The sequence below is a fragment of the Erwinia sp. HDF1-3R genome (genome assembly GCF_039621855.1).
GTDB lineage: Bacteria > Pseudomonadota > Gammaproteobacteria > Enterobacterales > Enterobacteriaceae > Erwinia.
This window is the reverse complement of the sequence record NZ_CP155071.1, coordinates 4,305,148-4,332,030: the sequence shown is the minus strand read 5'-3', so window position 1 is coordinate 4,332,030 and position 26,883 is coordinate 4,305,148. Positions and strand designations below refer to the sequence as shown.

Sequence of the window (26,883 nt, the reverse complement as noted above, 5' to 3'; positions counted from 1 at the left end):
CTACAGGAGAATATAATGAACCTATCATTCCTTCAGGATAACGACCTCTTCCAGACCGGTTATCTCGCGGACGGACAGTGGCAGCGCTGCGCGACGACCTTTGATGTGGTTAATCCGGCCACGGGCGAGGTCATAGCCCAGGTGGCCCGCGCGGGTAAAAGCGAGACAGAACAGGCGATTGCCGCAGCCGAAAATGCCTTTCCGGCCTGGCGGCAGAAAACGGCGAAAGCGCGCAGCGAGATCCTGAATCGCTGGTATCAGCTGATTATCGATAATAAAACCTGGCTCGGGAAGCTGATGACGGCGGAGCAGGGCAAGCCGGTAAAAGAAGCGGAGGGCGAAGTAGAGTATGCCGCCAGCTTTATCCAGTGGTTTGCCGAGCAGGCAAAACGAGCCAATGGGGAGATCATCCCTCCTGCTAAAACGGGCTCAAGGATTCTGGCCACCCGCGAGCCTGTCGGCGTGGTCGCGGCGATAACGCCCTGGAACTTCCCGATGGCGATGCTGACCCGCAAGCTTGGCCCGGCCCTGGCCGCAGGCTGCACCGGGGTGATTAAACCGGCTAACAATACGCCACTCTCTGCCTTTGCGCTGCTGGCGCTGGCAAAAAAAGCCGGGGTGCCGGACGGTGTGATTAACGCTGTTGCGGGCGATACGCACGCAATTAGCGATGCGATTATGGCCAGTAAAGCGGTCAGGAAGATCTCTTTTACCGGTTCAACGCAGGTTGGCAAACTGCTAATGCGTAATGCCGCCGAAACGATGAAAAAAGTCTCAATGGAGCTCGGTGGCAACGCGCCCTACATTGTTTTTGAGGATGCGGATATCGATGCCGCAGTCAAAGGGGCGATCGCCAATAAGTTCCGCAATGCCGGACAGGTGTGCGTCAGCGTTAACCGCTTTTATATTCAGAGTAACGTTTATGACAGGTTTGTGCGGCAGCTCGCCGATGAGGTGAGCAAGCTTAAGGTGGGCAACGGCATGGATGAGGGCGTGATTGTGGGGCCGCTAATCGAATCAGCAGCGGTAGATAAGGTTGAGGAACACGTCAATGATGCCATCGCGAAGGGTGGGCAGATCCTCACCGGCGGCGCACGACATGCGCTGGGCGGAAATTTCTGGCAGCCCACGGTGATTGCCGAAGCCAGTGAAAATATGCAGCTGGCCCGGGAAGAGACCTTTGGGCCGGTCGCGGCCTGTTTTCGCTTTGATAATGAAGAAGAAGTGATACGCCGGGCAAACGACACTGAATTTGGTCTGGCGGCCTACTTCTATACGCAGAATTTGCAGCGTGTATTTCGGGTATCCCAGGCGTTGGAAAGCGGCATGGTAGGGGTCAACGAGTGCGCGGTATCAACGGAAGTGGCACCGTTCGGCGGGATAAAAGAGTCCGGGCTGGGTCGTGAAGGGTCGGTGCTGGGGTTGGAAGAGTATCTGGAAGTGAAGGCCGTGCATATCGGTGGGCTGTAGATAAAAAAAGGCCCCGGGCAACCGGGGCTAAAGGATTCGCCATACTGACGAGGAATAACATGCCGCCTGTAGCCGCTGCGAGCCGATGAGGTCTTTCTCACGCCAGGCCTGCAATCATTGCCGATATTATTAACTGCACTTATTATTAATGTTTCTTTGTCACGCATCAGGCTTACTTACACTACCGGCAAAACGCAGGGATTACGTTCCCGGCGCGACTGTGGCTGCTAACTTTACTTAGATGAATAATCAGGTTTTTATTAACCCGGCTGGCTAAGTTAACACGCATTGATGCCGCGCAAAAACAAAAGTGCAATGATATCCCTGATGTGCGATATAAATGGCCCGGTTATTAAATCAGAACTCAGCAAGGATAATTATCGAACCTGGAATGCATTGGATTATTTATAAAGCTCGGCGGTAATGTGGTAATTACCCTCATTACGGGCTTCAATAACGCGATACGACGATGCCCCCTGTTCCTCAGCCTTCTGAGAAAGCTGCTGGCGCATATCGGTCGGTACGCCATCAATGCCGCTGATTGTCACGGTGCCCATCGATTGCAGATTTTGGCTGTCCGCCTGCTCCTGGGTTACCAGGTTAGCGGCGCTTGCACCGAATGAGAGAACGGCAGCCAGACTTATCATGCTTATCATTAATTTGGTTTTCATGGATATACTCCTCAGAGGACTCATTGGTAACCGGGCAGGATAATAAGCGATGATATTCTGGGGTTACCGTCTTTTACGATTGTTGTCTCAGTGACAATTCATTTAGCGAATATTTATGGCGCCAACATGTAGGGTAAATAACTGTGTAAAGTGCTTGATTCGGGCGACAAAGCATTACGTACAATTATTTATCTATGCCAGTTTATTTATAAATTTCCGCCGTTGCGTGATAGGTATTATTCATATTCGCTTCAATTACGCGATAGGCAGATGCGCCCTTGTCATCAGCTTTCTGGTTAAGCTGCTGACGAATATCCATTGGTGTGCCTGCTACACCGCTTACGGTGATAGTCCCCACCGCCTGTAGATTTTGTGCCTGCTCAGAGTTGATTAGCTCAGCGGCGCTGGCACCGAAAGAGAAGGCTGATAACAGGGTCATAGCAACAATTGCTTTGGTGATTTTCATGGTTTTATTCCTCGTTACTGTTTTTATTTTTCGTTTGCTGTGATTTGCATCACGAAGACAAGTATAGAACTAATAACGTAAAAAATTAATAGCAAGCTAATAATAAAATGGCGGGTAAGCCTCGCCCGGAAGCGGTTTTTAATAACTTTAGGTTATAACCAGTGCTTATATTTTCGCCACTCACTGTTAAATCCATGTAAAAACATCGTGATATGTGAATTTATCTTTTTGTGCGTTTATTTGTGGTGGATCACACTATGAGACGGAAGTATTGGAGTATTTCACGTTGCATAGTCGGCAATCAGGCAGTTGATAATAGCGGCAAGGGCAAGGGCAAGGGCAAGGGCAAGGGCAAGGGCAAGGGCAAGGGCAAGGGCAAGGGCAAGTACGAGGATAAAGGTGGAAACGAGTAAACAATTAAGAATGAGGATGAAGCTGTTAAGGGATTAGGTGGCTGGGATTAACAGGTTAAGGATTGGGGTTTGGGGTTTGGGGTTTGGGGTTTGGGGTTTGGGGTTTGGGGTTTGGGGTTTGGGGTTTGGGGTTTGGGGTTTGGGGTTTGGGGTTTGGGGTTTGGGGTTTGGGGTTTGGGGTTTGGGGTTTGGGGTTTGGGGTTTGGGGTTTGGGGTTTGAGGTTTGAGGTTTGAGGTTTGAGGTTTGAGGTCAAGGGGCGAGGGGTTAGGGATTAAGGGGTTAAGGGTGTAAGCCCTAAAAGGGTGAATGGAGAAAAGGGTAAGAATAAAGCATGAGGGGACGGTGGGCGTCTTAGAGGAATAAGCCAGCGGAGGCTGGCTATCAGGTAAGGGGCACAGGCAAGTTTAAGCAGGTTGCGGAAACCCGACTAACCCTGCTTATAACTCCTGCTCAAAGAGCATGAGGATCGCCTGGTAGAGCTGTTTGACGGTAAATGCGCGGGCGGGTGTGACAAATATGGTGTCATCGCCGGCGATCGTGCCGAGGATCCCCTCAGCCTTACCCAGTGAATCCAGCAGGCGTGCAATAAGCTGGGCTGCGCCAGGGCTGGTGTGAATGACCACCAGCGCATCGTTATAGTCGATGTCCAGCACCAGATTCTTCAGTGGGCTGGTCGTCGTGGGAACGCCCAGTTCGGCAGGAAGGCAGTAGACCATTTCCATTTTTGCATTACGTGTACGCACCGCACCGAACTTGGTCAGCATACGGGAAACTTTAGACTGGTTGATATTGTCGAAACCTTCTTCCTGAAGGGCGGCAACAATTTCGCTCTGTGAGCTGAATTTCTCTTCTTTAAGTAAGGCTTTGAACGCCTTGATAAGATCTTCTTGTTTTGATGGATTACGCATAAGTTTCCGCAAAAAATTCAGAGGTCAGGGGCATTCACGCCGCTATATAGCATTACTATGCATATAGATGAATATTTATGCAAGCTCGGACGTGGTGGCAGTGGCTGGCATTGCCCCGGGATCGGGAGTCTGGCAAACTTTTTACCAGAAAACAATCGTTCGCCCATCGACGTGGCTTGGCTAATAAGTAAACGATTTGTTATCAGATTGATGTTGTTCTGATAAGCTTAATGGGTGTAATGTAACGCCGAATAAGGTCTTATATACTGCTGTTATCTCCAGACTGATGTCAGAAGCATTTGAGTCATATTATCCACTCAATCTGGTATGAGCGCCTGAGCCCAAATTAGACTAAAAAACGTCGCTATCCCCTCGCAGGTCGTCTATGTTCATTACCGGATGGAATAACAGCACTTTACGTTCACAATAATAAGGAGTTTAAGATGAAAGTTGCAGTTCTCGGCGCAGCTGGCGGTATTGGCCAGGCTCTCGCACTTCTGCTTAAAACCCAGCTTCCGGCAGGTTCAGAACTCTCTCTGTATGATATTGCTCCCGTTACCCCTGGTGTGGCAGTCGACCTCAGTCACATCCCTACTGCCGTCAGTATTAAAGGCTTCAGTGGTGAAGACGCCACGCCTGCGCTGCAGGGGGCCAACGTCGTGCTTATTTCCGCTGGCGTCGCCCGCAAGCCCGGAATGGATCGTTCAGATCTGTTTAACGTCAACGCCGGTATTGTGCGTAACCTGATTGAACAGGTTGCCAGCACCTGTCCGCAGGCATTAATCGGTATTATCACTAATCCGGTGAACACCACCGTTGCCATTGCGGCCAGCGTGCTAAAAAAAGCGGGCGTTTACGATAAAAATAAACTCTTTGGGGTCACCACCCTGGATATTATCCGCGCCAATACCTTTGTTGCCGAACTCAAAGGTAAAAATCCTGCCGACATTAATGTTCCGGTCGTGGGCGGCCATTCAGGCGTCACCATTTTACCTCTGCTGTCACAAATTCCTGGCGTGACGTTCTCTGAGCAGGAGGTTATTGACCTGACTAAGCGTATCCAGAATGCCGGTACGGAAGTGGTTGAGGCCAAAGCGGGTGGCGGGTCGGCGACGCTTTCCATGGGGCAGGCGGCCGCGCGTTTCGGTCTGTCGCTGGTCCGTGCGCTGAACGGTGAAAGCAACGTGGTTGAATGCGCCTATGTGGAAGGCGACGGCGAACACGCACGTTTCTTCTCTCAGCCGCTGCTGCTGGGCAAAACCGGCATTGCGGAGCGTAAGCCTATTGGCACGCTGAGCGCCTTTGAACAGCAGGCGCTTAGTGGCATGTTGGATACGCTGAAAAGCGATATCGCGCAGGGCGAGGCGTTCGTTAAGTCATAACCTGAGCGGGCCAGCTGAGGCTGGCCCCTGACCTGATTCAGCTCGTTTTCGTTAACTTCCCGGATATTCCATCACGGTAACCGGCAGGGTTATTTTTTTGCCGTCGCGCAGAATTTCGATGTTAATCACCGTTCCCGGACGAATTTCAGCGACCTGATCCATCGTCTCCAGCGGTGAAAGGGCTGGCTGTTGATTCACGCTGATAATGACGTCACCCCCCGTCATCCCCGCTTTCGCGGCCGGTCCGCCCGCTGCAACTTCGGTCACCCAGATCCCCTGAATATGAGCCAGGCCGTTATCGGCTCCGCGAGGCTGCGGTCTGTCCCGCACGGTAATGCCAATAAAGCCCCGGATTACCCTGCCATCGCGAATCAGTTTACCCATGATCTTTACGGCCAGAGCCGTGGGGATGGCAAAACCTATCCCTTCAGGGGTTTCACCATCGTTACTTTTATCAAAGGAGAGCGTGTTGATCCCCATCAGCTCACCCAGCGAGTTAATCAGTGCGCCCCCCGAATTGCCCCGGTTAATAGAGGCATCGGTTTGCAGGAAATTTTGATAGCGAGAAGGACTCAGGCCCACGCGGCCGGTTGCGCTGATGATCCCCTGCGTCACCGTCTGGCCAATGTTGTAGGGATTGCCTATCGCCATCACCAGATCGCCAACGTGAGCGGTGCGTTTAGGATTGATGGGGATGACGGGTAAGCCCGGCGCGGTGATTTTTAGCACGGCAAGGTCGGTAAGGCTGTCTGAACCTACCAGCTGGGCGTCATAGAAGTGTCCATCCTGCAGGGCGACGATAATTTGCTCAGCATCGTTAATCACATGCTTGTTGGTCATAATATAGCCACGCGGGTCCATGATGACACCCGAGCCGAGCGTTCGGACGCCCATATTTCCGCTGGTCGTATTTGCGCTGCGATTATAGACGTTGACCACCGCAGGGGCTGCGCGGCGGACGGCCATATTGTAGCTGACCGGGGCCTGATCGGCGCTGTCGTCCTTTTGTGAGATAAGGTTGCTGCCAATTCTCAACGCCGGTACAGCTGCCAGTAGAAGACCAGCCACCACCAGGCCGAGAAGCACCGAACGTAAGAGTTTAGTAAACATGGCTTTAACAGTTGAGTGATTGAACGTGCGGCAGAATAGCACGACTTGAGCGGACACGCAGGTGTCCGCATCATGATTTAACGCAGCAGCAGATAGATACTTTCACCGCCTCTGATGACGTTCAGTGCCAGCAGAGGCGGTTTGGCTTCAAGCTGCTTACGCAGTTCGGCAAGATTCTGTACCCTGGTGCGATTTACGCCCACGATAACGTCATCTTTTTGCAGGCCGGACTGTTCCGCCGGGCTGGCTTTCGTTACCGCATTGACGCTTATCCCTTTGGTGCCATCTTTGGCGGCTCCGTCGATCAGCGTTGCACCCTCCAGGGCGGGCGTCATCTGCTCTGCATGCGTCACCGGCTGGCTGCTGGTTTCCAGCTTCACGGTGAAGGTGAGCGGCTTACCTTCGCGCACCAGGCCGACCTTAACGTCTTTGCCCGGCGGGGTCGTGCCAATTTTAACCCGCAGAGCGGCAAAGCTCTCTACCGGCTTATCATCCAGGCTTACGATGATATCGCCAGCCTTGATGCCCGCTTTAGCCGCGGCAGAATTCGGTAGCACCTCATTTACAAAGGCGCCGCGCTGAATATCAACGTTAAATGCCCGCGCCATATCTGCGGTCATCTCAGTGCCTTTAATTCCGAGCTGCCCTCGCTTCACTTCACCGAACTCGATCAGCTGCTGAGCCAGGCCCATCGCCATATTGCCCGGAATGGCAAAGCCAATACCGATGTTGCCGCCGGCAGAGGAGAGAATGGCGGTATTTAAACCAATCAGCTCGCCATTCAGGTTGACCAGCGCGCCACCGGAATTACCCCTGTTGATGGCGGCATCGGTCTGGATAAAGTTCTCCAGCCCTTCAAGGTTAAGGCCGCTGCGGCCCAGCGCGGAAACAATCCCCGAGGTGGCGGTCTGTCCCAGACCAAAAGGGTTCCCGATGGCTACCGCAAAATCACCTACTTTAAGCTGATCCGAGTCGGCCACTTTTATCTGGGTTAAGCCTTTTGCGCCCGCAATCTGGATAAGCGCGATATCGGTTTGCTCATCGCGGCCAATCAGCTTTGCATCAAATTCCCGACCGTCGCTGAGCTGAACGCTGATTTTATCTGCGCCGCTGACCACATGATTGTTAGTGAGTATGTAGCCTTTATCAGCATTTATAACCACGCCGGAGGCCAGCCCTTCAAACGGCTGGGCCGGGTTGTCATTGCCCTGTCCATTTTGCTCTCCCTGACCAAAGAAGCGTCTGAGCGGCTCAGGGATAGCCTGAGCCTGCGTCTGGGTTCCCTCCACATGCACGCTAACCACCGCGGGCAAGACTTTCTCAAGCATTGGCGCAAGGCTTGGCAGCGGCTGCCCTGCTATCTGTGCGGGTAGCGTCGCCGATGCCGGCGCGGCTACGGTCAGGCTCATAACACTCAATGCTAGTGCGCTTAACAGTAAGGATTTCTTCTTCATCGCTACGACGCTCTCGCTGGAAGTAAAGTGGGAAGATAGATGTTAACAGGGCGGTGAATGCGTCCGTCAGTATTGCCGACGGTTAAAACAGGGCGCTGGAGGGCGCCCATGCTGAAGCTTACTTGTTCTGTGCCGGGCGCTCGCCGCGCAGTAATCCGGTAGCACTGTCCGGGTAGTCACGCGGCATCTGCACCGGAGCCTGATCGTTATCGGCTTCGGATTCCGTCAGCTGATAAGCGAAAGGATTTTTTTCACCCGGCAGATTCGGCAGCAGATCGTTAGAGCCTTTTGCCATATGCTGATAAAGCTGACGGTAATCGCGTGCCATGTTATCCAGCAGCTCGGCACTTTGAGCAAAATGGCTGGTCAACTCTTCACGGTAGTCAGACAGTTCGGCCCTGGTCTTCTCCAGCTCGTACTGTGTGCTCCGCTGCTCACGCAGTTTTCTATTACCAAAACGCATTGCTACCGCGCCGATAATCAGTCCAACTACCAATCCGATAAGCGCGTATTCCCAGGTCATAATCACTCCCATATTGTCTTCGTTGTTCCGTAGAATCGTCTGGCTGTTACCAGCTCGTTACCTGCCACTATAACCGCTAATGTAATGGAAGTGGAATCCTGAGGCTGCATCGCTTAGTGTAGGACGGGTTTTTTTTCGCTGACCGATGGCCTGACGCAGTAAATTATTCCGGGATATGAACAAATTATGCAAACGATGTCTCCTCTGGCGTTGTACCAGCAGGCGCTGGAAAACGGCGAATATCAGCCTGATGACGTGCAGCGTAAAGCCGTCACCCGTCTGGACGCTATCTGTCATGCTATAGGCGCGAATTCCTCTTCCCCGGCCCCGGCTGGCGGGCTGTTCGGCAAGCTCAATAAGCTCATGGGTAAGGGGAAAACGCCCCCTCAGCCCCCGGTTACGGGCCTGTATATGTGGGGGGGCGTTGGCCGCGGAAAAACCTGGCTGATGGATATGTTTTTTCAGGCAATTCCTGGTGAGCGCAAGCAGCGCCTTCACTTTCACCGTTTCATGCTGCGAGTCCATGAGGAGCTTACTGCCCTGCAGGGTACAAGCGATCCGCTGGAGATCGTGGCTGACCGCTTTAAGAGCGAAACGGATCTGCTCTGCTTCGACGAGTTTTTCGTGTCCGACATCACCGACGCGATGCTGCTGGGAACGCTCATGGAGGCGCTGTTTGCCCGGGGCATAACCCTGGTCGCCACCTCCAATATTCCACCGGATGATCTCTACCGTAACGGATTGCAGCGCAGCCGTTTTCTGCCCGCCATCGAGATGATTAAACAGCACTGTGAGGTGATGAACGTCGATGCCGGGATTGATTACCGCCTGCGCACGCTCACTTCGGCGCATCTCTGGATGGCGCCGCTCAACGAGGCCACCACGCAGGCAATGGACCGGATGTTCGTTGCGCTCGCTGGCAGCGACAGGACGGAATGCCCGGTGCTGGAAATCAACCACCGGGCCTTGCCGACTCAGGGCGTAGCGGGTGGCGTCGTGGCCATGGATTTCCAGACGCTGTGTGGGGAAGGGCGCAGCCAGCACGATTATATTGAGCTTTCACGCCGCTTTCACAGCGTACTGTTGTTCAACGTTCCGGTGATGATCTATAAAACCGAAGATCAGGCGCGGCGTTTTCTGGCGCTGGTGGATGAGTTTTACGAGCGGCATGTTAAGCTGGTCGTGTCGGCTGAGACATCGCTTTTTGAGATCTATCAGGGCAGTCGGCTGAAGTTTGAATATCAGCGCTGTATGTCGCGCCTGCAGGAGATGCAGAGCGAAGAGTATCTGCGCCTGACCCATCTTCCCTGAGGGCGAGATCACCGTACATTTGTTGTAAAAAAGGTTCGCACTTTTGAGGGGACTTCTCTATAATCTTGCGACCCCACGTTACAGCAAAGGTTTTTTTCCCAAAACTCTTTGTGTTCCAGTAACTCTATCCGAAGGGGTGGGCTTGCTGGTCGAGATGGTCGTGTGAGCCTCAACCGTTTATTCAAGCGTTTGGGATTTCACCAACGTGTAACTTAATTTGGGTAAGCTTTTAGATGAAAACTTTTACAGCTAAGCCAGAAACCGTCCAACGTGACTGGTATGTTGTCGACGCAACAGGCAAAACTTTAGGTCGTTTAGCGACTGAACTGGCTCGTCGTCTGCGCGGTAAGCATAAAGCGGAATATACTCCGCACGTCGATACCGGTGATTATATTATCGTTCTGAACGCTGAGAAAGTTGCCGTAACCGGTAACAAGCGTAGCGATAAGATTTATTACCATCACACCGGCCACATCGGTGGTATCAAGCAAGCGACCTTCGAAGAGATGATTGCTCGCCGTCCTGAGCGTGTGATTGAAATCGCGGTTAAAGGTATGCTGCCTAAAGGCCCGCTGGGCCGTGCTATGCACCGTAAACTGAAAGTTTACGCGGGCAACGAGCACAACCATGCGGCACAGCAACCGCAAGTTCTTGACATTTAATCGGGATTACAGGCAATGGCTGAGAATCAAAACTACGGCACTGGTCGCCGCAAAAGCTCTTCCGCTCGCGTCTTTATCAAGCCGGGTAGCGGTAACATCGTAATTAACCAGCGTTCACTGGAACAGTACTTCGGTCGCGAAACTGCCCGCATGGTAGTTCGTCAACCGCTGGAACTGGTCGAAATGACAGGTAAATTCGATTTGTACATCACCGTTAAAGGTGGTGGTATCTCCGGTCAGGCTGGTGCGATCCGTCACGGTATCACCCGCGCTCTGATGGAGTATGACGAGTCACTGCGTGGCGAACTGCGTAAAGCAGGCTTCGTTACCCGTGATGCTCGTGAGGTTGAACGTAAGAAAGTCGGTCTGCGTAAAGCACGTCGTCGTCCTCAGTTCTCCAAACGTTAATTTTTTCTGCTTCGGCAGAATCAGTTATCGAAAAACCCGGTGCACGCACCGGGTTTTTTCTTTTCCCGCATCCGCAAAAAGTGTTAAAACGCGATAAGGCTAGCCCTTTTCCCGTCAAATCCTCATTCCTGCCACCACAAGCTGTCTAAAATCTGGTAAACTAGGTGTCACTTTGCGCCCATAGCAGGGCATTGATGCATGGAGTCCTCAGTGGATGCCGGTTCGGCTTCAGATGGTGCTAAGGGTCATTAATTAAGCAGGTTAGTCGCCATGTGGCGGCCTTGCGTAGTAATTTTCTGGATAAACTTGGAGGTTTACATGGCTGTCGCTGCCAACAAACGTTCGGTAATGACGCTGTTTTCTGGTCCGACTGACATTTTTAGCCATCAGGTACGTATTGTCCTGGCGGAAAAGGGTGTCAGCGTAGAGATCGAGCAGGTAGAAATGGATAGCCTGCCCCAGGATCTGATTGACCTCAATCCTTACCGCACCGTCCCAACGCTGGTCGATCGCGAACTGACGCTGTATGAGTCCCGTATCATCATGGAATACCTTGATGAGCGCTTCCCGCATCCTCCGCTGATGCCGGTCTATCCGGTAGCGCGCGGTGAAAGCCGTCTGATGATGCACCGCGTGGAGCAGGACTGGTACAGCCTGATGCGCAAGGTGGAAAACGGCACGGCACAGGAAGCGGAAGCCGCGCGCAAGCAGCTGCGTGAAGAGCTGCTGGCGATTGCCCCACTGTTTGCCCGCACACCGTTCTTTATGAGCGAAGAGTTCAGCCTGGTCGACTGCTATCTGGCACCGCTGCTGTGGCGTTTACCGCAGTTGGGTATTGAACTGATCGGTGCGGGTTCCAAGGAGCTTAAAGGCTACATGACACGCGTATTTGAGCGTGACTCCTTCCTGGCTTCCCTGACGGAACCAGAACGTGAAATGCGCCTGCATACGCGGGGATAAGTACGATGGAAATGACGCAACTAACCGCACGCCGTCCGTATCTGCTACGCGCGTTTTATGACTGGCTGCTCGATAACCAGCTGACACCGCACCTGGTGGTGGATATCAATTTGCCGGGCGTGATGGTGCCGCTGGAGTATGCGCGGGACGGTCAGATCGTGCTGAACATTGCGCCACGTGCCGTAGGCAACCTTGAGCTGGGCAATGACGAAGTGACGTTTAACGCCAGATTCGGCGGCGTCCCTCGTCAGGTTACGGTGCCAATGGCCGCCGTGCTGGCGGTTTACGCGCGTGAGAACGGGGCAGGCACCATGTTTGAGCCTGAACCGGTCTATGAGGAAGCCGGCGAATATAATCCGGCGTCTGCGGATGAAACCCCGGAGACGGTGATGTCTGTTATCGACGGCGATCGTCCGGATAACAGCCTGCAAAACGATGATGAGAATCCTGAGGACGATCCACCACCGCGCGGTGGGCGTCCGGCACTTCGTGTCGTTAAGTAGCTGTCAGATTGATATGTTAAAAGGGCTCATCAAATGATGAGCCCTTTTTTATGCCACAGCCTACACCTCAAGCCAGTCCATGATGCCCTCGGCGGCTTTACGGCCCTCAGCAATGGCGGTTACCACCAGATCGGAACCGCGCACGGCATCGCCACCGGCGAAGATTTTAGGGTTGCTGGTCTGGAATGCGTTATCACTGCCTTCGGGCGCAATGATACGGCCCTGTGAGTCCAGCTCCACGCTGTGCTGCTCCAGCCATGACATGGCGTGAGGGCGAAAGCCGAAGGCGATCACCACCGCGTCAGCAGGCAGGACGTGTTCGGAACCCGGCACGATCTCAGCACGGCGACGGCCGTGCGCGTCCGGCTGACCCATCGCCGTGCGGGCCATTTTGACGCCGCAGACGCGGCCATTACTGTTAATCTCAATGCCCAGCGGCTGGATGTTAAACTGGAACTCCACGCCCTCTTCACGCGCGTTTTTCACCTCGCGCCTGGAGCCCGGCATATTTTCTTCGTCACGTCGGTAGGCACACACCACGTGAGTGGCACCCTGGCGAATCGAGGTGCGCACGCAGTCCATTGCGGTGTCGCCGCCGCCCAGTACCACCACGCGCTTCGCATTCATGTTCACCCAGGGCGCTTCCTCCGTGTGGCTGAAGCCCATGGTATTTTTGGTGTTGGCGATCAGGAACGGCAGGGCATCATAGACGCCTTCCGCTTCCTCATTGTCCAGCCCGCCCTTCATCGACTGATAGGTGCCCACGCCCAGGAACACGGCGTCGTAATCCGCCAGCAGATCGCTCATCTGTACGTCCTGGCCGACTTCGGTATTCAGATTGAACTCAATGCCCATGCCGCTAAAAATTTCACGGCGACGGGTCATGACCTCTTTTTCCAGCTTAAAGGCCGGGATACCGAAGGTCAGCAGGCCACCAATTTCCGGATGACGATCGAAGACTACCGCCTTCACGCCATTGCGCGCCAGCACGTCGGCGCAGGCCAGCCCGGCGGGACCGGCACCAATAATGGCTACGCGCTTACCGGTAGGCTTAATGCCGTCCATATTGGGCTTCCAGCCCATCTCCAGCGCTTTGTCATTGATATAGCGCTCAATGTTGCCGATGGTGACCGCACCAAACTCATCGTTTAACGTGCAGGACCCTTCGCACAGGCGATCCTGCGGACAGACGCGGCCACACACCTCTGGCAGGCTGTTGGTCTGATGCGAAAGCTCGGCTGCCTCGATAATGCGCCCCTCATTGGCCAGCTTAAGCCAGTCAGGGATATAGTTATGCACCGGGCACTTCCACTCGCAGTAGGGGTTGCCGCAGGACAGGCAGCGATCGGCCTGCGCCTGCGCCTGGCTTTCAGAAAACGGCTCATAAATCTCCACAAATTCAATTTTGCGGATTTTAAGCGGCTTCTTCGGCGGATCGACGCGCTGTAAGTCGATAAATTGATAGACGTTTTGACTCATAGTGACCTCTTACTGCGCCTGCACGCGCAGCTCCGCTGCGGAACGACTGCGGTGACCTAACAATGCCTTCACATCACTGGATTTCGGTTTAACCAGTGAGAACTTAGACGACCAGGCTGGCCAGTTAGCCAGAATTTCTTCGCCGCGGGACGAGCCGGTATGCTGAACATGCTCGGTGATCAGGCCACGCAGGTGCTCCTCGTGAATTGCCAGATCGTCTACGCTTAACACTTCAACCAGTTCCGGGTTAACGCGTTTGCGGAACTCGCCGTCCTCATCCAGAACGTAAGCAAAGCCGCCGGTCATCCCCGCGCCGAAGTTCACCCCGGTGCGGCCTAACACGCAGACAATACCGCCGGTCATATATTCACAGCCGTTGTCACCGATACCTTCAACCACGGTAATTGCGCCCGAGTTACGTACGGCGAAACGCTCACCGGCGCGACCCGCCGCAAATAGCTTGCCGCCGGTTGCACCGTACAGGCAGGTATTACCGATGATGGTCGCTTCAAAGCTGCGGAAGGCTGAGCCCATCGGCGGACGCACGGCCAGCATTCCGCCTGCCATGCCTTTGCCCACGTAGTCATTAGCATCCCCGGTCAGGGTCAGCTCGACGCCGCCGGCATTCCACACGCCAAAACTCTGGCCTGCCGTGCCGCTGAAGTGCGCACGAATCGGATCGGAAGCCAGCCCCTGATCGCCGTGAAGAAGCGCAATCGCACCTGACAGCGTCGCACCGACGGAACGATCGGTGTTACGAATATCGAACCAGAAGGTTTTGGACTGCTTCGCTTCCACAAACGGCATGGCGCAGTCGAGCAGCGCCTTGTTAAGCGCGCCGTTGTCGAACGGCGGATTGCTGCCGGTACAGAATACGTCTTTACCCGGCATCGGCTCAGCGGTGGCCAGCAGAGCGGAGAGATCCAGATTCTGCTGCCTGGCGGTAAAGCCTTCCAGCTCGGTCAGCAGATCGGTCCGGCCAATCAAATCTACCAGACGCTTCACGCCCAGCTCCGCCATCAGCTCACGGGTTTCACGCGCGATAAACTCAAAGTAGTTGGTTACGCGGTAAGGCAGGCCATGATAATGATTCTGGCGCAGCTTTTCGTCCTGAGTTGCCACGCCCGTAGCACAGTTGTTCAGATGGCAGATACGCAGATATTTACATCCCAGCGCCACCATCGGGCCAGTACCGAAACCGAAGCTCTCCGCGCCCAGAATGGCCGCTTTGATGATATCGCGCCCCGTCTTAAGACCACCATCGACCTGCAGGCGGATCTTGTGACGCAGACCGTTTGCCACCAGCGCCTGCTGGGTTTCCACCAGGCCCAGCTCCCAGGGACAGCCGGCATATTTCACTGAGCTGAGTGGGCTGGCACCGGTGCCGCCGTCGTAGCCCGCAATGGTAATCAGATCTGCATAGGCTTTGGCCACGCCGGTGGCAATGGTGCCGACGCCCGGTTCAGAGACCAGCTTGACCGAAATCATCGCTTTCGGATTGACCTGCTTCAGATCGAAAATCAGCTGGGCCAAATCCTCAATAGAGTAGATATCGTGGTGAGGCGGTGGTGAAATCAGCGTTACGCCGGGCACAGAATAGCGCAGCCTGGCGATGTATGGCGTGACCTTATCACCGGGTAGCTGGCCGCCTTCGCCTGGCTTCGCGCCCTGTGCCACTTTGATTTGAATCACGTCTGCATTAACCAGATAGGCTGGCGTCACGCCAAACCGTCCTGAGGCCACCTGTTTAATACGCGAGACTTTATTGGTGCCGTAGCGCGCCGGATCTTCACCACCCTCACCGGAGTTAGAGTAGCCACCCAGGCTGTTCATGGCCTCGGCCAGCGATTCGTGGGCTTCCGGGCTGAGTGCGCCGATAGACATTGCCGCGGTGTCAAAACGCTTGTACAGCTCGCTGGCGGGTTCCACCTCATCAACGCTGATAGCGGTGCTGTCGCCGGCGTTAATCGCCAGCAGGTCGCGCAGGGCGGCCACGGGACGCTCGTTTACCAGCTTCGCATAATGCTGATAATCGTCATATTCACCGCTCTGTACGGCTTTTTGCAGCGTGGCCACCACGTCAGGGTTGTAAGCGTGATACTCGCCACCGTGGACATATTTCAGTAGCCCACCCTGATCCAGCGGTTTGCGCTTCAGCCATGCACGTTTGGACAGATTAAGTAGGTCCTGCTGGAAGTCGGTAAAGGTAGCGCCGCTGATTCGGCTGACCACGCCCTGGAAGCAGAGATCGCAGATATCGCCGTGCAGGCCTACGGCCTCAAACAGCTTAGAACAGCGATAGGAGGCGATGGTTGAGATGCCCATTTTGGACATGATCTTATACAGCCCTTTGTTGATGCCGTTACGGTAGTTCAGCATCAGGGTGCGGTAGTCTTTATTAATGACGCCGGCGTCTGCCATCTTCGCCAGTGATTCATAGGCGAGATAAGGATAAATTGCGGTCGCGCCAAAGCCAAGCAGGACGGCAAAGTGGTGCGGGTCGCGCGCGCTGGCGGTTTCAACAATGATGTTGGCGTCGCAGCGCAGGTTTTTATCAACCAGCCGGGTCTGAATCGCCCCCACGATCATGGGCACCGGCACCGGCAGGCGTGTTTCACTGATGCCGCGATCGGAGAGGATCAGCAACACCGTGCCGTCTTTGACTAAGGCTTCCGCTCTGTCGCACAGCGCGAGGATGGTCTCCTTCAGCGACGACTCGGCCGGATCGAAGGTGCAGTCAAGCTTGTCGGCGCGATAGTGCTCCTCTTCCTGACTGATTAACTGGGTAAAGTCGGAGTAGAGCAGGATCGGTGATTTAAAGCTCAGGCGGTGTGCCTGGCCTTCTGCTTCACAAAACACGTTCATCTCACGACCGATACTGGTGGCCAGTGACATCACGTGCGCTTCACGCAGCGGATCGATAGGCGGATTGGTAACCTGGGCAAACTGCTGGCGGAAGTAATCGTAAATCACGCGAGGGCGGCTGGAGAGCACGGCAAAAGGCGTATCATCGCCCATGGAGCCGACGGCCTCCTGACCGTTTTCACCCAGTACGCGGACAATGGCATCCAGCTCTTCACCGCTGTAACCAAACTGCTTCTGAAAGGTTGCCAGCAGATCATCATCCAGCAGGCGCTTGCCAACCTGGTCGTCAGGCAGGTTTTCGAATGGCACCAGGCGACGAACGTTTTTCTCCATCCACTCTTTGTAAGGGTGACGGCTTTTCAGATCGTTATCGGTTTCGGCAGAGTGCAGAATACGCCCCGCACGGGTATCAATGACCATCAGTTCGCCCGGGCCAACGCGTCCTTTTTCAATCACCTCATCCGGCTGATAGTCCCAGATCCCCACTTCTGAAGCGCAGGTGATCAGTTTATCTTTGGTAATGACGTAGCGCGCCGGGCGCAGGCCGTTACGGTCAAGGTTACAGGCCGCATAGCGCCCGTCGGACATGACGATACCCGCCGGGCCATCCCAGGGTTCCATATGCATGGAGTTGAAATCGAAGAAGTCCCGCAGTTCAGGATCCATATCCGGGTTGTTCTGCCAGGCCGGTGGCACCAGCAGGCGCATGGCGCGGATCAGATCCATCCCTCCGCTCAGGAACAGCTCCAGCATGTTATCCATGGAGCTGGAATCCGAGCCGGTTTCGTTAACAAAGGGAGCGGCATCCTGCAGATCGGGGATCAGCGGGGTTTTGAATTTATAGGCGCGGGCCTTTGCCCACTGGCGGTTACCGGCAATGGTATTGATTTCACCGTTATGCGCCATATAGCGGAATGGCTGAGCCAGCGGCCAGCGCGGCACGGTATTGGTCGAGAAGCGCTGGTGAAACAGGCAGATGGCCGACTCCAGTCGCAGATCGGCAAGATCCAGATAGAAGCGAGGGAGATCCGTCGGCATGCACAGGCCTTTGTAAATATTGACCTGGTTAGAGAAGCTGCAAACGTAAAACTCTTTGTCGTCGATGCGCTTTTCAATACGGCGGCGCGCCATAAACAGGCGGCGCTCCATATCGCGCGGGCGCCAGCCGGCGGGCGCATTGATAAACAGCTGTTCAATACGCGGCTTAGAGGAGAGGGCAATTTCACCCAGCACTTCCTCATTCACGGGCACCTCACGCCAGCCAACAATCGACAGCGTTTCGCGCAGAACCTCCTCTTCGACAATGCGGCGGCTTTCACGAGCCAGCTCATCGTCGCGGTTGAGAAACAGCATGCCAACCGCATAGTTTTTCGCCAGACGCCAGCCACGTTCGGCGGCTACAACGCGAAAGAAACGATCGGGTTTCTGTAATAACAGGCCACAGCCGTCGCCGGTCTTGCCGTCAGCAAGGATCGCGCCACGGTGTTGCATACGGGCCAGTGCGTGGATGGCGGTACGCACTACCTTGTGGCTAGGTTCGCCTTCTATGTGGGCGATCAGGCCGAAACCACAGTTATCCTTTTCAAGGGATTTATCGTACAACATAATAGTGAACCTCCCCAGGCTCTGCGGGATTCCCTGCGCCGACGAGGGTCAGACGTAGAAAGGGCATGGCGACAGGTTTTACGAGCTACGCTCACCCTTTTTGTCGCCCCTCTATATCTTTCCGTTAGCATCGGTGTTGCAAGCGTTGAGAACTTGCTTCAGAGGGAGTCTCTATAACTGCATAAGTATGACGGGTTGAATACCCATCCAGAAAGCTTCCAGCGGATTTCCAACTTATCGGGAAAGCGAACTCAGGTCAACAAGGTGGCTTACAGGCGGCTTTACCACGCTTGTATGAAATAAGCTTTTGATAAATAGCTATTTTTTACATGTTTTTCTGCCGCTCTTATCAGGGGCCATGCAGGGCGAAGTGTGAGCTGTATCACTGTAGTGCAGGGGGGAAATCTCTGCACCATGCTGGGGCCAGGGCTATTGCTAGCAGGAAATGCTGGTAAAGCAGGCTTAAACCTTGGAACGCACTGTTTTTAACGCTAACGCATATTTGAATAAAATAGGCGGTCTGGATAAGCAAAATTAATTGGTATGGGGTGAATATTTAGATAATTTTATTGCATTGTTATTCTTCTGGCGACCTCTCTCTTTTTGACCCCTTTCACGCCGTGGCGCTGTGGCATCACGTCTCAGGAAAAAAATGGCCAGGCTATTTTCGTCTCAATTATGCATTTCACTCATTCCGAACCCGGCCACAGGATCTTCGCTATCAGGATATCTTTCAGCGTAAATGCTTTATGTCAGTCGCCCTATCCGGTGTCGCCAGGTGAAGCGTGGCTGGCCTCTGGGAGGGGCGCTGCCTGTTCGACAGCCTCCGGGCTGCACCAACAGAGTGCACAGGCCTTCTGCTGCCCAACCCCAACGTGCTTTACACTTTTACGGTATGATTATCGCCTTCGATCTGGAAGGGATCCTTTATGAAACAAATTCGTTTATTGGCCCAGTACTACGTTGACCTGATGGTGAAACTGGGGCTGGTGCGCTTCTCGCTGCTGTTAGCGTCTGCGCTGGTGGTGCTGGCGATGATCGTGCAGATGGCGGTCACGATGGTGCTACGCGGCCATGTGGAAAGCATAGATATTGTCCGCTCGGTCTTTTTTGGCCTGCTGATCACCCCCTGGGCGGTCTATTTTCTTTCTGTCGTGGTGGAACAGCTGGAAGAGTCGCGGCAGCGTCTTTCCCGTCTGGTGGACAAGCTGGAGGAGATGCGCCATCGCGATTTGGAACTCAATCAGCAGATGAAAGAGAACATCAGCCAGCTTAATCATGAAATAGCGGATCGCATTAAGGCCGAAGAGGCCCGCCTGCTGGTGGTTGATCGGCTGAAAGAGGAGATGGCCCGCCGCGAGCAGGCACAAATTGAACTTGAGCAACAATCCTCCTTCCTGCGCTCATTCCTTGATGCTTCCCCTGACCTGGTGTTCTATCGCAACATCGATCAGCAATTTTCTGGCTGTAACCGCGCAATGGAGCTGCTAACCGGCATGAGTGAGAAGCTGCTTATCGGCCTTTCGCCGCGCGACGTATATGACGAGGATGCGGCGACTAAGGTATTGGAAACGGACGATAAAGTCTTCCGCCATAACGTTTCTCTGACCTACGAACAGTGGCTGCAATACCCCGATGGGCGTAAGGCCTGTTTTGAAATTCGCAAGGTCCCCTATTATGACCGCGTGGGTAAACGCAGCGGACTAATGGGCTTTGGACGCGATATAACGGAGCGTAAGCGCTACCAGGACGCGTTAGAGAACGCCAGCAGGGAAAAGACCACCTTTATCTCTACAATCAGCCACGAGCTTCGTACGCCGCTTAATGGCATTGTCGGCCTCAGCCGCATTCTTCTTGATACCGGGCTTAACCCTGAACAGCTTAACTACCTAAAAACGATCCACGTCTCGGCCATCACGCTGGGCAACATTTTCAATGACGTGATTGAGATGGACAAAATTGAGCGGCGTAAAGTGCAGCTGGACAACCAGCCGGTGGATTTCACCGGTTTCCTTGCCGATCTTGAAAATCTCTCAGGCCTGCTGGTACAGCCAAAGGGACTCCAGTTTTTACTGGAACCTGAGCTGCCGCTGCCGCAAAAAATCGTGACCGATGGTACCCGGCTGCGGCAGATTTTATGGAACCTGATTGGCAACGCGGTGAAATTCACTCAGCAGGGCAGTATCGTCGTGCGGGTTTCCTGCCCCGGTGAAACCTGCCTGCGATTCGAGGTGGAAGATTCGGGGATGGGGATCCCGCAGGATGAGCAGGATAAAATCTTCGCCATGTACTACCAGGTGAAGGATCAGCACGGCGGCAAACCGGCCACGGGGACCGGCATTGGTCTTGCGGTTTCCCGGCGTCTGGCGCAAAGCATGGGCGGAGACATTACCGTTCGCAGCGCCCCCGGCGCGGGCTCCTGCTTTACCCTGACCGTCAACGCGCCGCGCATCACGGAGGAGGTTTCCGAGCAGCAGGCGTCAGAGGATATGCCGCTCCCGGCCCTGCACGTGCTGCTGGTCGAGGATATCGAACTGAATGTGGTCGTGGCACGGTCGGTGCTGGAGAAACTCGGTAACAGCGTTGAGGTGGCAATGACCGGTGAAGCCGCGCTGGCGATGTTCGATCCCGATGAATTTGACCTGGTTCTGCTGGATATCCAGCTTCCTGATATGACCGGGCTGGATGTCGCACGTCATATCCAGCAGCGTTTTGCCGGTCAGCGCCTGCCGCCGCTGGTGGCTCTGACCGCCAATGTGCTTAAGGACAAAAAAGATTACCTGGATGCGGGTATGGATGATGTCTTAAGTAAACCGCTGGCCGTACCTGCCCTGACGGCCATCATTCAAAAATACTGGGATTCTCAGCAGCAGACGACTGATGAAGACCGACAGGAGAGTGCCGTGGACGAGAAAAAGCTGGCTTTGCTGGATATCGATATGCTGCAGCAATACATTGAACTGGTAGGCCCACAGCTTATTGTTCAAAGCCTTGAGATGTTCGAGCAAATGATGCCGGGCTATCTGGCGGTGCTGGACTCAAACATGATGGCGCGGGATCAAAAAGGCATTGCCGAGGAAGGACATAAGATCAAAGGCGCTGCGGGATCGGTAGGCCTGGTTCATTTACAGCATATTGCCAAACAGATTCAAAGCCCGGAACTGCCAGCCTGGTGGGACAACGTACAGGAGTGGGTGGACGAGCTGAAGCTTGAGTGGCGGCACGACGTTGAAGTATTACGGGAATGGGTGAGTAGTCTTGAAAAAAAATGACCCCGACCGAAGCCGGGGTGCGCGAATACTGCGCCAACACCAGGGAAAAGGGTAACCTGCGCAATTCTAAAAGTAAGAGTATTAAGCACAGGCGCGGTATTGGTTAAAACGCTACGTTACAACGGTTCGTTACTGGTATAACTAAATCTTGCATCATACTTAGTAACTACTGTAGCAAATCCTACATCACATGTTACCAGATTCATTAAAATCTGTGAAGTGGAGCGGCGTTTGCAGACAGGAAACATTAATTTGATGATACAGTCAAGCCTGGAATGAATTTTAACGCCTTATTGATGTAATTTTGAACGTTTGTGGCAGTTTTTGTGTGGAATTGATGTACAACCTGTACCCCAGACCCTGTACAAGCGCTAGCACCGTTGCTAAAAAAAAATCTATCGCCTGATAAATATTTAACTGGCTGTAAATCTTATTTTTTATGAGATGCAGGTCTCGGGCTCTTAACAAAAGAGCATGAAACTTTTCAAAACTTAAGAGTAAGATTTTAGCGATTAAAAACGGGCTGGCTGTCGAATTATCTTAACAAAATTGGCTGGGCCCTGCCACCGGGATAAAGGGGCAATTGTTAATGCTTATGCCTGATGCGGGTAAGGATTAGCACGAATTAGCAAAGCTTAATGATTAAATTGTTAATAAAAATTAATGTTTTATTTTTAAGCATTAGCCATGCTTATTTCGATTACGGGCAGCCCAGGATGCACAATTCTGGCGCATGGAACCGATTCCTTTTGGACGGAAGTGGTTGAAGCCGTTGGGGCATTTTCGGATAAAGTCCTACAAAGAGGCGAGTTAAGACTCAACAATTCCAGGGTAAGGTAAAGTGGATTACGCCTTCGCGTTACGGCTTGAACTAAGGTTTTTTACTAAAATAGATAAGACAGAAATGGAGTTAATTTTATGAGCCAGCGAAAACGATCGATCGCCCAGCGCGTCAGGTTGTGGCTTACCCGTATTTTATTGACTGTTTTTGGCGCCTGGATAGCGGGAATTTTATTATTCTCTTTTTTACCCGTTCCCTTTTCCGCCGTGATGGCGGAGCGGCAGATAAGTGCCTGGCTAAGCGGCGACTTTGGCTATGTTGCCCATTCCGAATGGGTTTCCAGAAATGAAGTCTCCTCCTGGATGCCTCTGGCGGTCATCGCCTCCGAGGATCAGACCTTTCCCACCCACTGGGGCTTCGATGTACAGGCCATTCAGTCCGTACTGGACAGTGAAAGCGGTCATATGAGAGGGGCATCTACCCTGTCTCAGCAGACGGCTAAGAATCTCTTTCTGTGGGATGGGCGTAGCTGGTTGCGTAAGGGATTAGAGGCGATGCTCACCGTTGGTATTGAAACAGTCTGGTCAAAAAGAAGAATTATTACGGTCTATCTGAACGTCGCGGAGTTTGGTGAGGGCGTTTTTGGTGTGGAAGCGGCGTCCCAGCGTTACTTCCACAAGCCTGCGAGCCGGCTGACCATGTCAGAAGCGGCGCTCCTTGCCGCCGTGCTGCCTAACCCTATACGCTTTCGTGCTGACCGTCCTTCAGGCTATATCCTTCAGCGTCAGCAGTGGATCCTGCGGCAGATGCGTCAGTTAGGGGGAGAGGGGTTTATCCGGGAGCATAAGCTGTAACCGTATCCGATCTTAATGGGCGTGAGAGGACTTTCCGCCCATTAAGAGGACTCTGCCAAAAGGGTCAATCCTCGTCGAAACCTGCGTCAAAAAGCTCAATAACGGCCGCCAGCGCCTGCACCTCCTGCGGGCCGGTGGCTTCGATTTCAATTTGCCGTCCCTTGGCAGAATCCAACATCAGCAGGGCGATAACGCTGCTTGCTTCGGCTTCAGTGCCCGTTTCGTTACGCAGGAGCACTTCCGCATCAAAGCTCTGCACCAGCTCAAAGAGCTTCATTGCCGGGCGGGCATGCATGCCCAGCTTATTTTTAATTTCAACGGTTTGTCTGACGGTCATGATTTGCGTTTTTCCAGCGTGCGATGGCGTGACTGAACGTTTTTGCCGCGCGAGCGGAAATAATCAGCCAGCTGCTCGGCAATGTAGACCGAGCGATGCTTACCGCCGGTACAGCCAATCGCCACGGTCAGGTAGCTGCGGTTGTTGGTTTCCAGCATTGGTAGCCACAGTTCCAGATAGCTACGGGTCTGGTAGATAAAATTGTGTACTTCGGTATGGCGGTCAAGAAACGCGGCAACCGGACGATCCAGCCCGGTCATAGGTCGCAGCTTGGGATCCCAGTGCGGGTTCGGCAGGAAGCGCACGTCAAAAACGTAGTCGGCATCAATGGGAATACCGTGCTTGAAGCCGAAGGATTCAAACACCATGGTCAGCTCGCGTTCGCGCTTGCCCAGCAGGCGCGTACGCAACATCTCTGCCAGCTCATGCACGGACATTTCGGACGTATCCACAATCAGGTCAGCGCGCGAGCGTAGCGGCTCCAGCAGGTCGCTCTCTTCGTCTATGGCGCTCTCAAGGGAGAGGTTCTTACTGGAAAGCGGATGCAGTCGTCGCGTATCGCTGTAGCGGCGAATTAAGGTATTGCGATCGGCATCCAGAAACAGCAGCTGCGGCGAAAAGCTCTCGGGCAGACTGGTTAGCGCCTTTTCGAACACTTCCGGCGATTCAGGCATATTGCGTACATCAATACTGACCGCCGCTGACATATTGCGGTCGGCAAGAGACTTCGCCAGCTCCGGTAGCAGGACCACGGGCAGATTATCCACGCAGTAAAAGCCCATATCTTCCAGCGCGCGCAGCGCGACGGACTTACCGGAACCGGATCGACCGCTGACAATCATCAGCACCATGACGTTTTCTCCTGATTTGCCGCTGACTGAAAGAGAGGTGTCGCGCCGGACATGCGGCTCCTTTCAGCCCTCACAACATTCATCCAATCAGCCGACGGACATCAGCTGCATGCAAGCTAGGTCTCCTCATGGCCCTCTGCCATGATCTCATAAAGCTCTTCGTCAGTCTGGGCCGCACGAAGGCGGCGGCAAATCGTTTTATCCGCCAGCCGTCGGGCTACCAGAGAAAGGGTGTGCAGATGCGTTTTACACTGATCAGCCGGAACAAGCAGGGCAAAAAGCAGATCCACTGGCTGATTATCGATGGCATCAAAGGCGATGGGCTGATCGAGCCGGATAAAGACGCCTACCGCGCGCAGGGTGTCTTCCACCAGCTTGCCGTGCGGGATGGCGATACCGTTGCCAATCCCAGTACTTCCCATACGTTCACGCGTAAGGATAGCCTCAAAGATGGTCTGGTGTGGCAGGTTCAGCTGCTTAGCAGCCAGTTCGCTGATAATCTCCAGCGCCCGCTTTTTACTCTGACAGTGTACGCCGCTTCGGGTGCAGGAGAGGCTTAGTACAGTGCTCAGTTCCAGTGTTAAATCATTGTTCATAATGGGTTCACTTACTTGTTCACTTCCGCCTGGCAAAAGGTGTCATCTTTTGCATCACTGAGCACAGGTTAGCGATGTATCGAAAACGCCCGACCGACTACAGCATGCCTTAATGATCAAACAGCCCGTACGCCATAATCAGAGTACGGGCCGGTCAATCTTACGTCACGTTCTTACTCTACATAAGGGTGGCGAAAAAAGAATCAATGCCTGAGTGAGTTTAGTGTTGTTTTAACTTATCTTTATGTTTATTGAGTTGGCGAGTGAGCTTATCTACTAAGCCGTCAATCGCCGCGTACATATCTTTTTCTTCCGAGGTGGCATGCAACTCACCGCCGTTCACATGCAGGGTCGCATCGGCTATCTGCGTGACCTTTTCGACTTTAAGAACAATATAAACCTGATTAATTCGGTCGAAATAGTGCTCCAGCTTAGCAAATTTGGTGGTAACAAATTCGCGCAGGGGATCGGTGATTTCAACATTTAGCCCAGTGATATTGAGTTGCATGCTTTCTTCCTTATCTGTTCGTTCAGACCAGCTGCTTACGCTGATTCGAAGGCGGGATGGATAAAGACTCTCGGTACTTCGCGACGGTACGGCGGGCCACCATGATCCCCTGATCGGAGAGCAGGGTGGTTAGCTTACTGTCGCTAAGAGGTTTGACGGGATTCTCCGTCGAGATTAATTTTTTCACCAGCGCGCGGATTGCCGTTGAGGAGGCTTCGCCTCCGCCTTCGGTGTTCACATGGCTGGAGAAAAAATATTTAAGTTCAAAGATCCCTCGTGGGCTGTGCAGATACTTTTGGGTGGTCACGCGTGAAATGGTTGATTCATGCATATCGACGGCGGTCGCGATATCTGCCAGCACCATCGGACGCATAAACTCTTCGCCCTGTTCAAAAAAAGCCTGCTGCTGTTCAACAATACAGCGGGTGACCTTCAGCAGCGTATCATTACGGCTCTCAAGACTTTTGATCAGCCATTTCGCTTCCTGAAGATTACTGCGGATAAACTGGCTGTCGCTGTCGCTGCGATTAGCACTGCCCAGCGAAGCATAGTGCTGATTGATTTTAAGGCGCGGCACGCTGTCTGCATTGAGTTCCACCCTCCAGCGCTGACCGACTTTACGCACCAGCACATCGGGAATAACGTACTCGGGTTCGCCGGTATTGATCGACTGGCCCGGACGCGGATCGAGAGACTGAATCAGCTGCATCGCGCTTTTTAGCACCTCTTCCTTCAGCCGGGTGACGCGCATCAGGCTGCGGAAGTCGTGATTAGCCAGCAAATCAAGATGTTCACTGACGATCAGACGGGCTTCCTTCAGGAAGGGCGTATCCGGAAACTGGGAAAGCTGAACCAGCAGGCAGTCGCGAAGATCGCGCGCGCAGACGCCAACGGGATCGAAGCGCTGCACCCGTTTCAACACGGCTTCGACCTCTTCCATGGTGACATCGTCGTTGCCCATGCTTTCCTGAATATCATCCAGCGTTACCGTCAGATACCCGGTGGGATCAACCGCATCAATAATCGAAGTGGCAATGGCGCGATCGGTTTCGCTAAAGGGAGTCAGTTCAACCTGCCACATCAGGTAATCCTGAAGCGACTGGGTGGTTTCCCCCTGATAGACCGGCAGTTCATCATCATGATAATCGGACCCGGTGCCAGAGGGGGTGCCTGCGGTATAGATCTCATCCCAGGTGGCATCGAGCGGAAGCTCCTCTGGCATATCCTTCTGCTCGAGCGCCTCCCGTGTATCCAGCGCTTCTTTCTCCTGATACTCCCGAGCGTCAACTTCCTCATGAATGTCGGTTTGCTCAAGCAACGGATTACTTTCCAGCGCCAGCTGTATTTCCTGCTGTAGTTCAAGCGTAGAGAGCTGCAGCAGACGAATGGCCTGTTGCAGCTGTGGCGTCATGGCAAGCTGTTGGCTAAGCCTGAGTTGCAAACCTTGCTTCATATTCAGGATAGTAATTCCTCAAAAATTTTACCCGGTCTGA

General features: G+C 53.7%; 23 protein-coding genes. 10 read left to right on the top strand and 13 right to left on the bottom strand.

Annotated elements, in window-relative coordinates:
• The first annotated feature begins 15 nt into the window (after positions 1 to 15).
• The gene (locus tag AAGR22_RS19650; RefSeq protein WP_067710248.1) at positions 16 to 1,470 is read left to right on the top strand and encodes an NAD-dependent succinate-semialdehyde dehydrogenase; all 1,455 of its coding nucleotides are present in this window, start codon (positions 16 to 18) and stop codon (positions 1,468 to 1,470) included.
• A 401-nt stretch (positions 1,471 to 1,871) separates the two neighbouring features.
• On the opposite strand, the gene yhcN (AAGR22_RS19645) is transcribed toward AAGR22_RS19650, so the two are convergent.
• Together yhcN (AAGR22_RS19645) and yhcN (AAGR22_RS19640) are read right to left on the bottom strand one after the other, a co-directional pair.
• On the bottom strand, positions 1,872 to 2,141 hold the full coding sequence (gene yhcN, locus AAGR22_RS19645) for a peroxide/acid stress response protein YhcN (RefSeq protein WP_067710250.1): 270 nt from the start codon (positions 2,139 to 2,141) through the stop codon (positions 1,872 to 1,874).
• A 202-nt stretch (positions 2,142 to 2,343) separates the two neighbouring features.
• The gene (gene yhcN / locus AAGR22_RS19640; protein ID WP_345829171.1) at positions 2,344 to 2,607 is read right to left on the bottom strand and encodes a peroxide/acid stress response protein YhcN; all 264 of its coding nucleotides are present in this window, start codon (positions 2,605 to 2,607) and stop codon (positions 2,344 to 2,346) included.
• Between the two features lie 257 nt (positions 2,608 to 2,864).
• Between yhcN (AAGR22_RS19640) and AAGR22_RS19635 the strand changes: the two genes are divergently transcribed.
• Complete coding sequence (locus AAGR22_RS19635; RefSeq protein WP_345829169.1) at positions 2,865 to 3,020, top strand: hypothetical protein; 156 nt, start codon at positions 2,865 to 2,867, stop codon at positions 3,018 to 3,020.
• Positions 3,021 to 3,458: 438 nt separating this feature from the next.
• Here AAGR22_RS19635 and argR read toward each other — a convergent pair whose 3' ends face one another.
• A complete protein-coding gene (gene argR, locus AAGR22_RS19630) occupies positions 3,459 to 3,929 on the bottom strand; it encodes a transcriptional regulator ArgR (RefSeq protein WP_067705916.1) in 471 nt (156 codons plus the stop codon).
• A gap of 443 nt (positions 3,930 to 4,372) precedes the next feature.
• Here argR and mdh point away from each other — a divergent pair, with 443 nt between their 5' ends.
• The gene (gene mdh / locus AAGR22_RS19625; RefSeq protein ID WP_345829168.1) at positions 4,373 to 5,311 is read left to right on the top strand and encodes a malate dehydrogenase; all 939 of its coding nucleotides are present in this window, start codon (positions 4,373 to 4,375) and stop codon (positions 5,309 to 5,311) included.
• Between the two features lie 51 nt (positions 5,312 to 5,362).
• Here the strand turns inward: mdh and degS are convergent, their stop codons facing one another.
• The 3 genes from degS to zapG all read right to left on the bottom strand — a co-directional run bounded on the left by degS (position 5,363) and on the right by zapG (position 8,398).
• Positions 5,363 to 6,421 carry an outer membrane-stress sensor serine endopeptidase DegS gene (degS, locus tag AAGR22_RS19620; RefSeq protein ID WP_067705920.1) on the bottom strand — a complete coding sequence of 353 codons (1,059 nt, stop codon included), beginning with the start codon at positions 6,419 to 6,421 and terminating at the stop codon, positions 5,363 to 5,365.
• A gap of 77 nt (positions 6,422 to 6,498) precedes the next feature.
• The gene (gene degQ, locus AAGR22_RS19615; RefSeq protein WP_067705922.1) at positions 6,499 to 7,875 is read right to left on the bottom strand and encodes a serine endoprotease DegQ; all 1,377 of its coding nucleotides are present in this window, start codon (positions 7,873 to 7,875) and stop codon (positions 6,499 to 6,501) included.
• 118 nt (positions 7,876 to 7,993) lie between these two features.
• Positions 7,994 to 8,398, bottom strand: a complete 405-nt coding sequence (gene zapG / locus AAGR22_RS19610) for a Z-ring associated protein ZapG (RefSeq protein WP_067705924.1) — start codon at positions 8,396 to 8,398, stop codon at positions 7,994 to 7,996.
• 186 nt (positions 8,399 to 8,584) lie between these two features.
• On the opposite strand from zapG, the gene zapE reads away from it, so the two are divergent.
• The 5 genes from zapE (at position 8,585) to sspB (ending at position 12,242) form a co-directional block, all read left to right on the top strand.
• On the top strand, positions 8,585 to 9,709 hold the full coding sequence (gene zapE / locus AAGR22_RS19605) for a cell division protein ZapE (RefSeq protein WP_345829166.1): 1,125 nt from the start codon (positions 8,585 to 8,587) through the stop codon (positions 9,707 to 9,709).
• Between the two features lie 233 nt (positions 9,710 to 9,942).
• Entirely contained in the window at positions 9,943 to 10,371 is a 429-nt protein-coding gene (rplM, locus tag AAGR22_RS19600; RefSeq protein ID WP_067705929.1) for a 50S ribosomal protein L13, read from the top strand.
• A 15-nt stretch (positions 10,372 to 10,386) separates the two neighbouring features.
• Positions 10,387 to 10,779, top strand: a complete 393-nt coding sequence (rpsI, locus tag AAGR22_RS19595) for a 30S ribosomal protein S9 (protein WP_067705931.1) — start codon at positions 10,387 to 10,389, stop codon at positions 10,777 to 10,779.
• Positions 10,780 to 11,097: 318 nt separating this feature from the next.
• On the top strand, positions 11,098 to 11,739 hold the full coding sequence (sspA, locus tag AAGR22_RS19590) for a stringent starvation protein SspA (RefSeq protein WP_345829164.1): 642 nt from the start codon (positions 11,098 to 11,100) through the stop codon (positions 11,737 to 11,739).
• A 5-nt stretch (positions 11,740 to 11,744) separates the two neighbouring features.
• Entirely contained in the window at positions 11,745 to 12,242 is a 498-nt protein-coding gene (sspB, locus tag AAGR22_RS19585; RefSeq protein WP_067705935.1) for a ClpXP protease specificity-enhancing factor, read from the top strand.
• 60 nt (positions 12,243 to 12,302) lie between these two features.
• On the opposite strand, the gene AAGR22_RS19580 is transcribed toward sspB, so the two are convergent.
• The gene (locus AAGR22_RS19580; protein WP_067705937.1) at positions 12,303 to 13,721 is read right to left on the bottom strand and encodes a glutamate synthase small subunit; all 1,419 of its coding nucleotides are present in this window, start codon (positions 13,719 to 13,721) and stop codon (positions 12,303 to 12,305) included.
• 9 nt (positions 13,722 to 13,730) lie between these two features.
• A complete protein-coding gene (gene gltB, locus AAGR22_RS19575) occupies positions 13,731 to 18,191 on the bottom strand; it encodes a glutamate synthase large subunit (protein ID WP_345829161.1) in 4,461 nt (1,486 codons plus the stop codon).
• A gap of 929 nt (positions 18,192 to 19,120) precedes the next feature.
• Between gltB and arcB the strand changes: the two genes are divergently transcribed.
• A complete protein-coding gene (arcB, locus tag AAGR22_RS19570) occupies positions 19,121 to 21,463 on the top strand; it encodes an aerobic respiration two-component sensor histidine kinase ArcB (protein WP_345829160.1) in 2,343 nt (780 codons plus the stop codon).
• A gap of 918 nt (positions 21,464 to 22,381) precedes the next feature.
• Positions 22,382 to 23,098 carry a monofunctional biosynthetic peptidoglycan transglycosylase gene (gene mtgA / locus AAGR22_RS19565; protein ID WP_067705942.1) on the top strand — a complete coding sequence of 239 codons (717 nt, stop codon included), beginning with the start codon at positions 22,382 to 22,384 and terminating at the stop codon, positions 23,096 to 23,098.
• A gap of 64 nt (positions 23,099 to 23,162) precedes the next feature.
• Here the strand turns inward: mtgA and npr are convergent, their stop codons facing one another.
• From npr to rpoN, 5 genes are all read right to left on the bottom strand, one after another.
• Positions 23,163 to 23,435, bottom strand: coding sequence for a PTS phosphocarrier protein NPr (gene npr, locus AAGR22_RS19560; protein ID WP_067705944.1), 273 nt, complete (start codon positions 23,433 to 23,435; stop codon positions 23,163 to 23,165).
• A complete protein-coding gene (gene rapZ / locus AAGR22_RS19555; RefSeq protein ID WP_067705946.1) occupies positions 23,432 to 24,286 on the bottom strand; it encodes an RNase adapter RapZ in 855 nt (284 codons plus the stop codon). Before rapZ ends, npr begins: the two co-directional genes overlap by 4 nt.
• Positions 24,287 to 24,402: 116 nt before the next feature.
• On the bottom strand, positions 24,403 to 24,882 hold the full coding sequence (gene ptsN, locus AAGR22_RS19550; protein WP_067705949.1) for a PTS IIA-like nitrogen regulatory protein PtsN: 480 nt from the start codon (positions 24,880 to 24,882) through the stop codon (positions 24,403 to 24,405).
• A gap of 220 nt (positions 24,883 to 25,102) precedes the next feature.
• Complete coding sequence (hpf, locus tag AAGR22_RS19545) at positions 25,103 to 25,390, bottom strand: ribosome hibernation promoting factor (protein ID WP_067705950.1); 288 nt, start codon at positions 25,388 to 25,390, stop codon at positions 25,103 to 25,105.
• A gap of 22 nt (positions 25,391 to 25,412) precedes the next feature.
• On the bottom strand, positions 25,413 to 26,843 hold the full coding sequence (gene rpoN / locus AAGR22_RS19540; RefSeq protein ID WP_067705951.1) for an RNA polymerase factor sigma-54: 1,431 nt from the start codon (positions 26,841 to 26,843) through the stop codon (positions 25,413 to 25,415).
• Between the last annotated feature and the right edge of the window lie 40 nt (positions 26,844 to 26,883).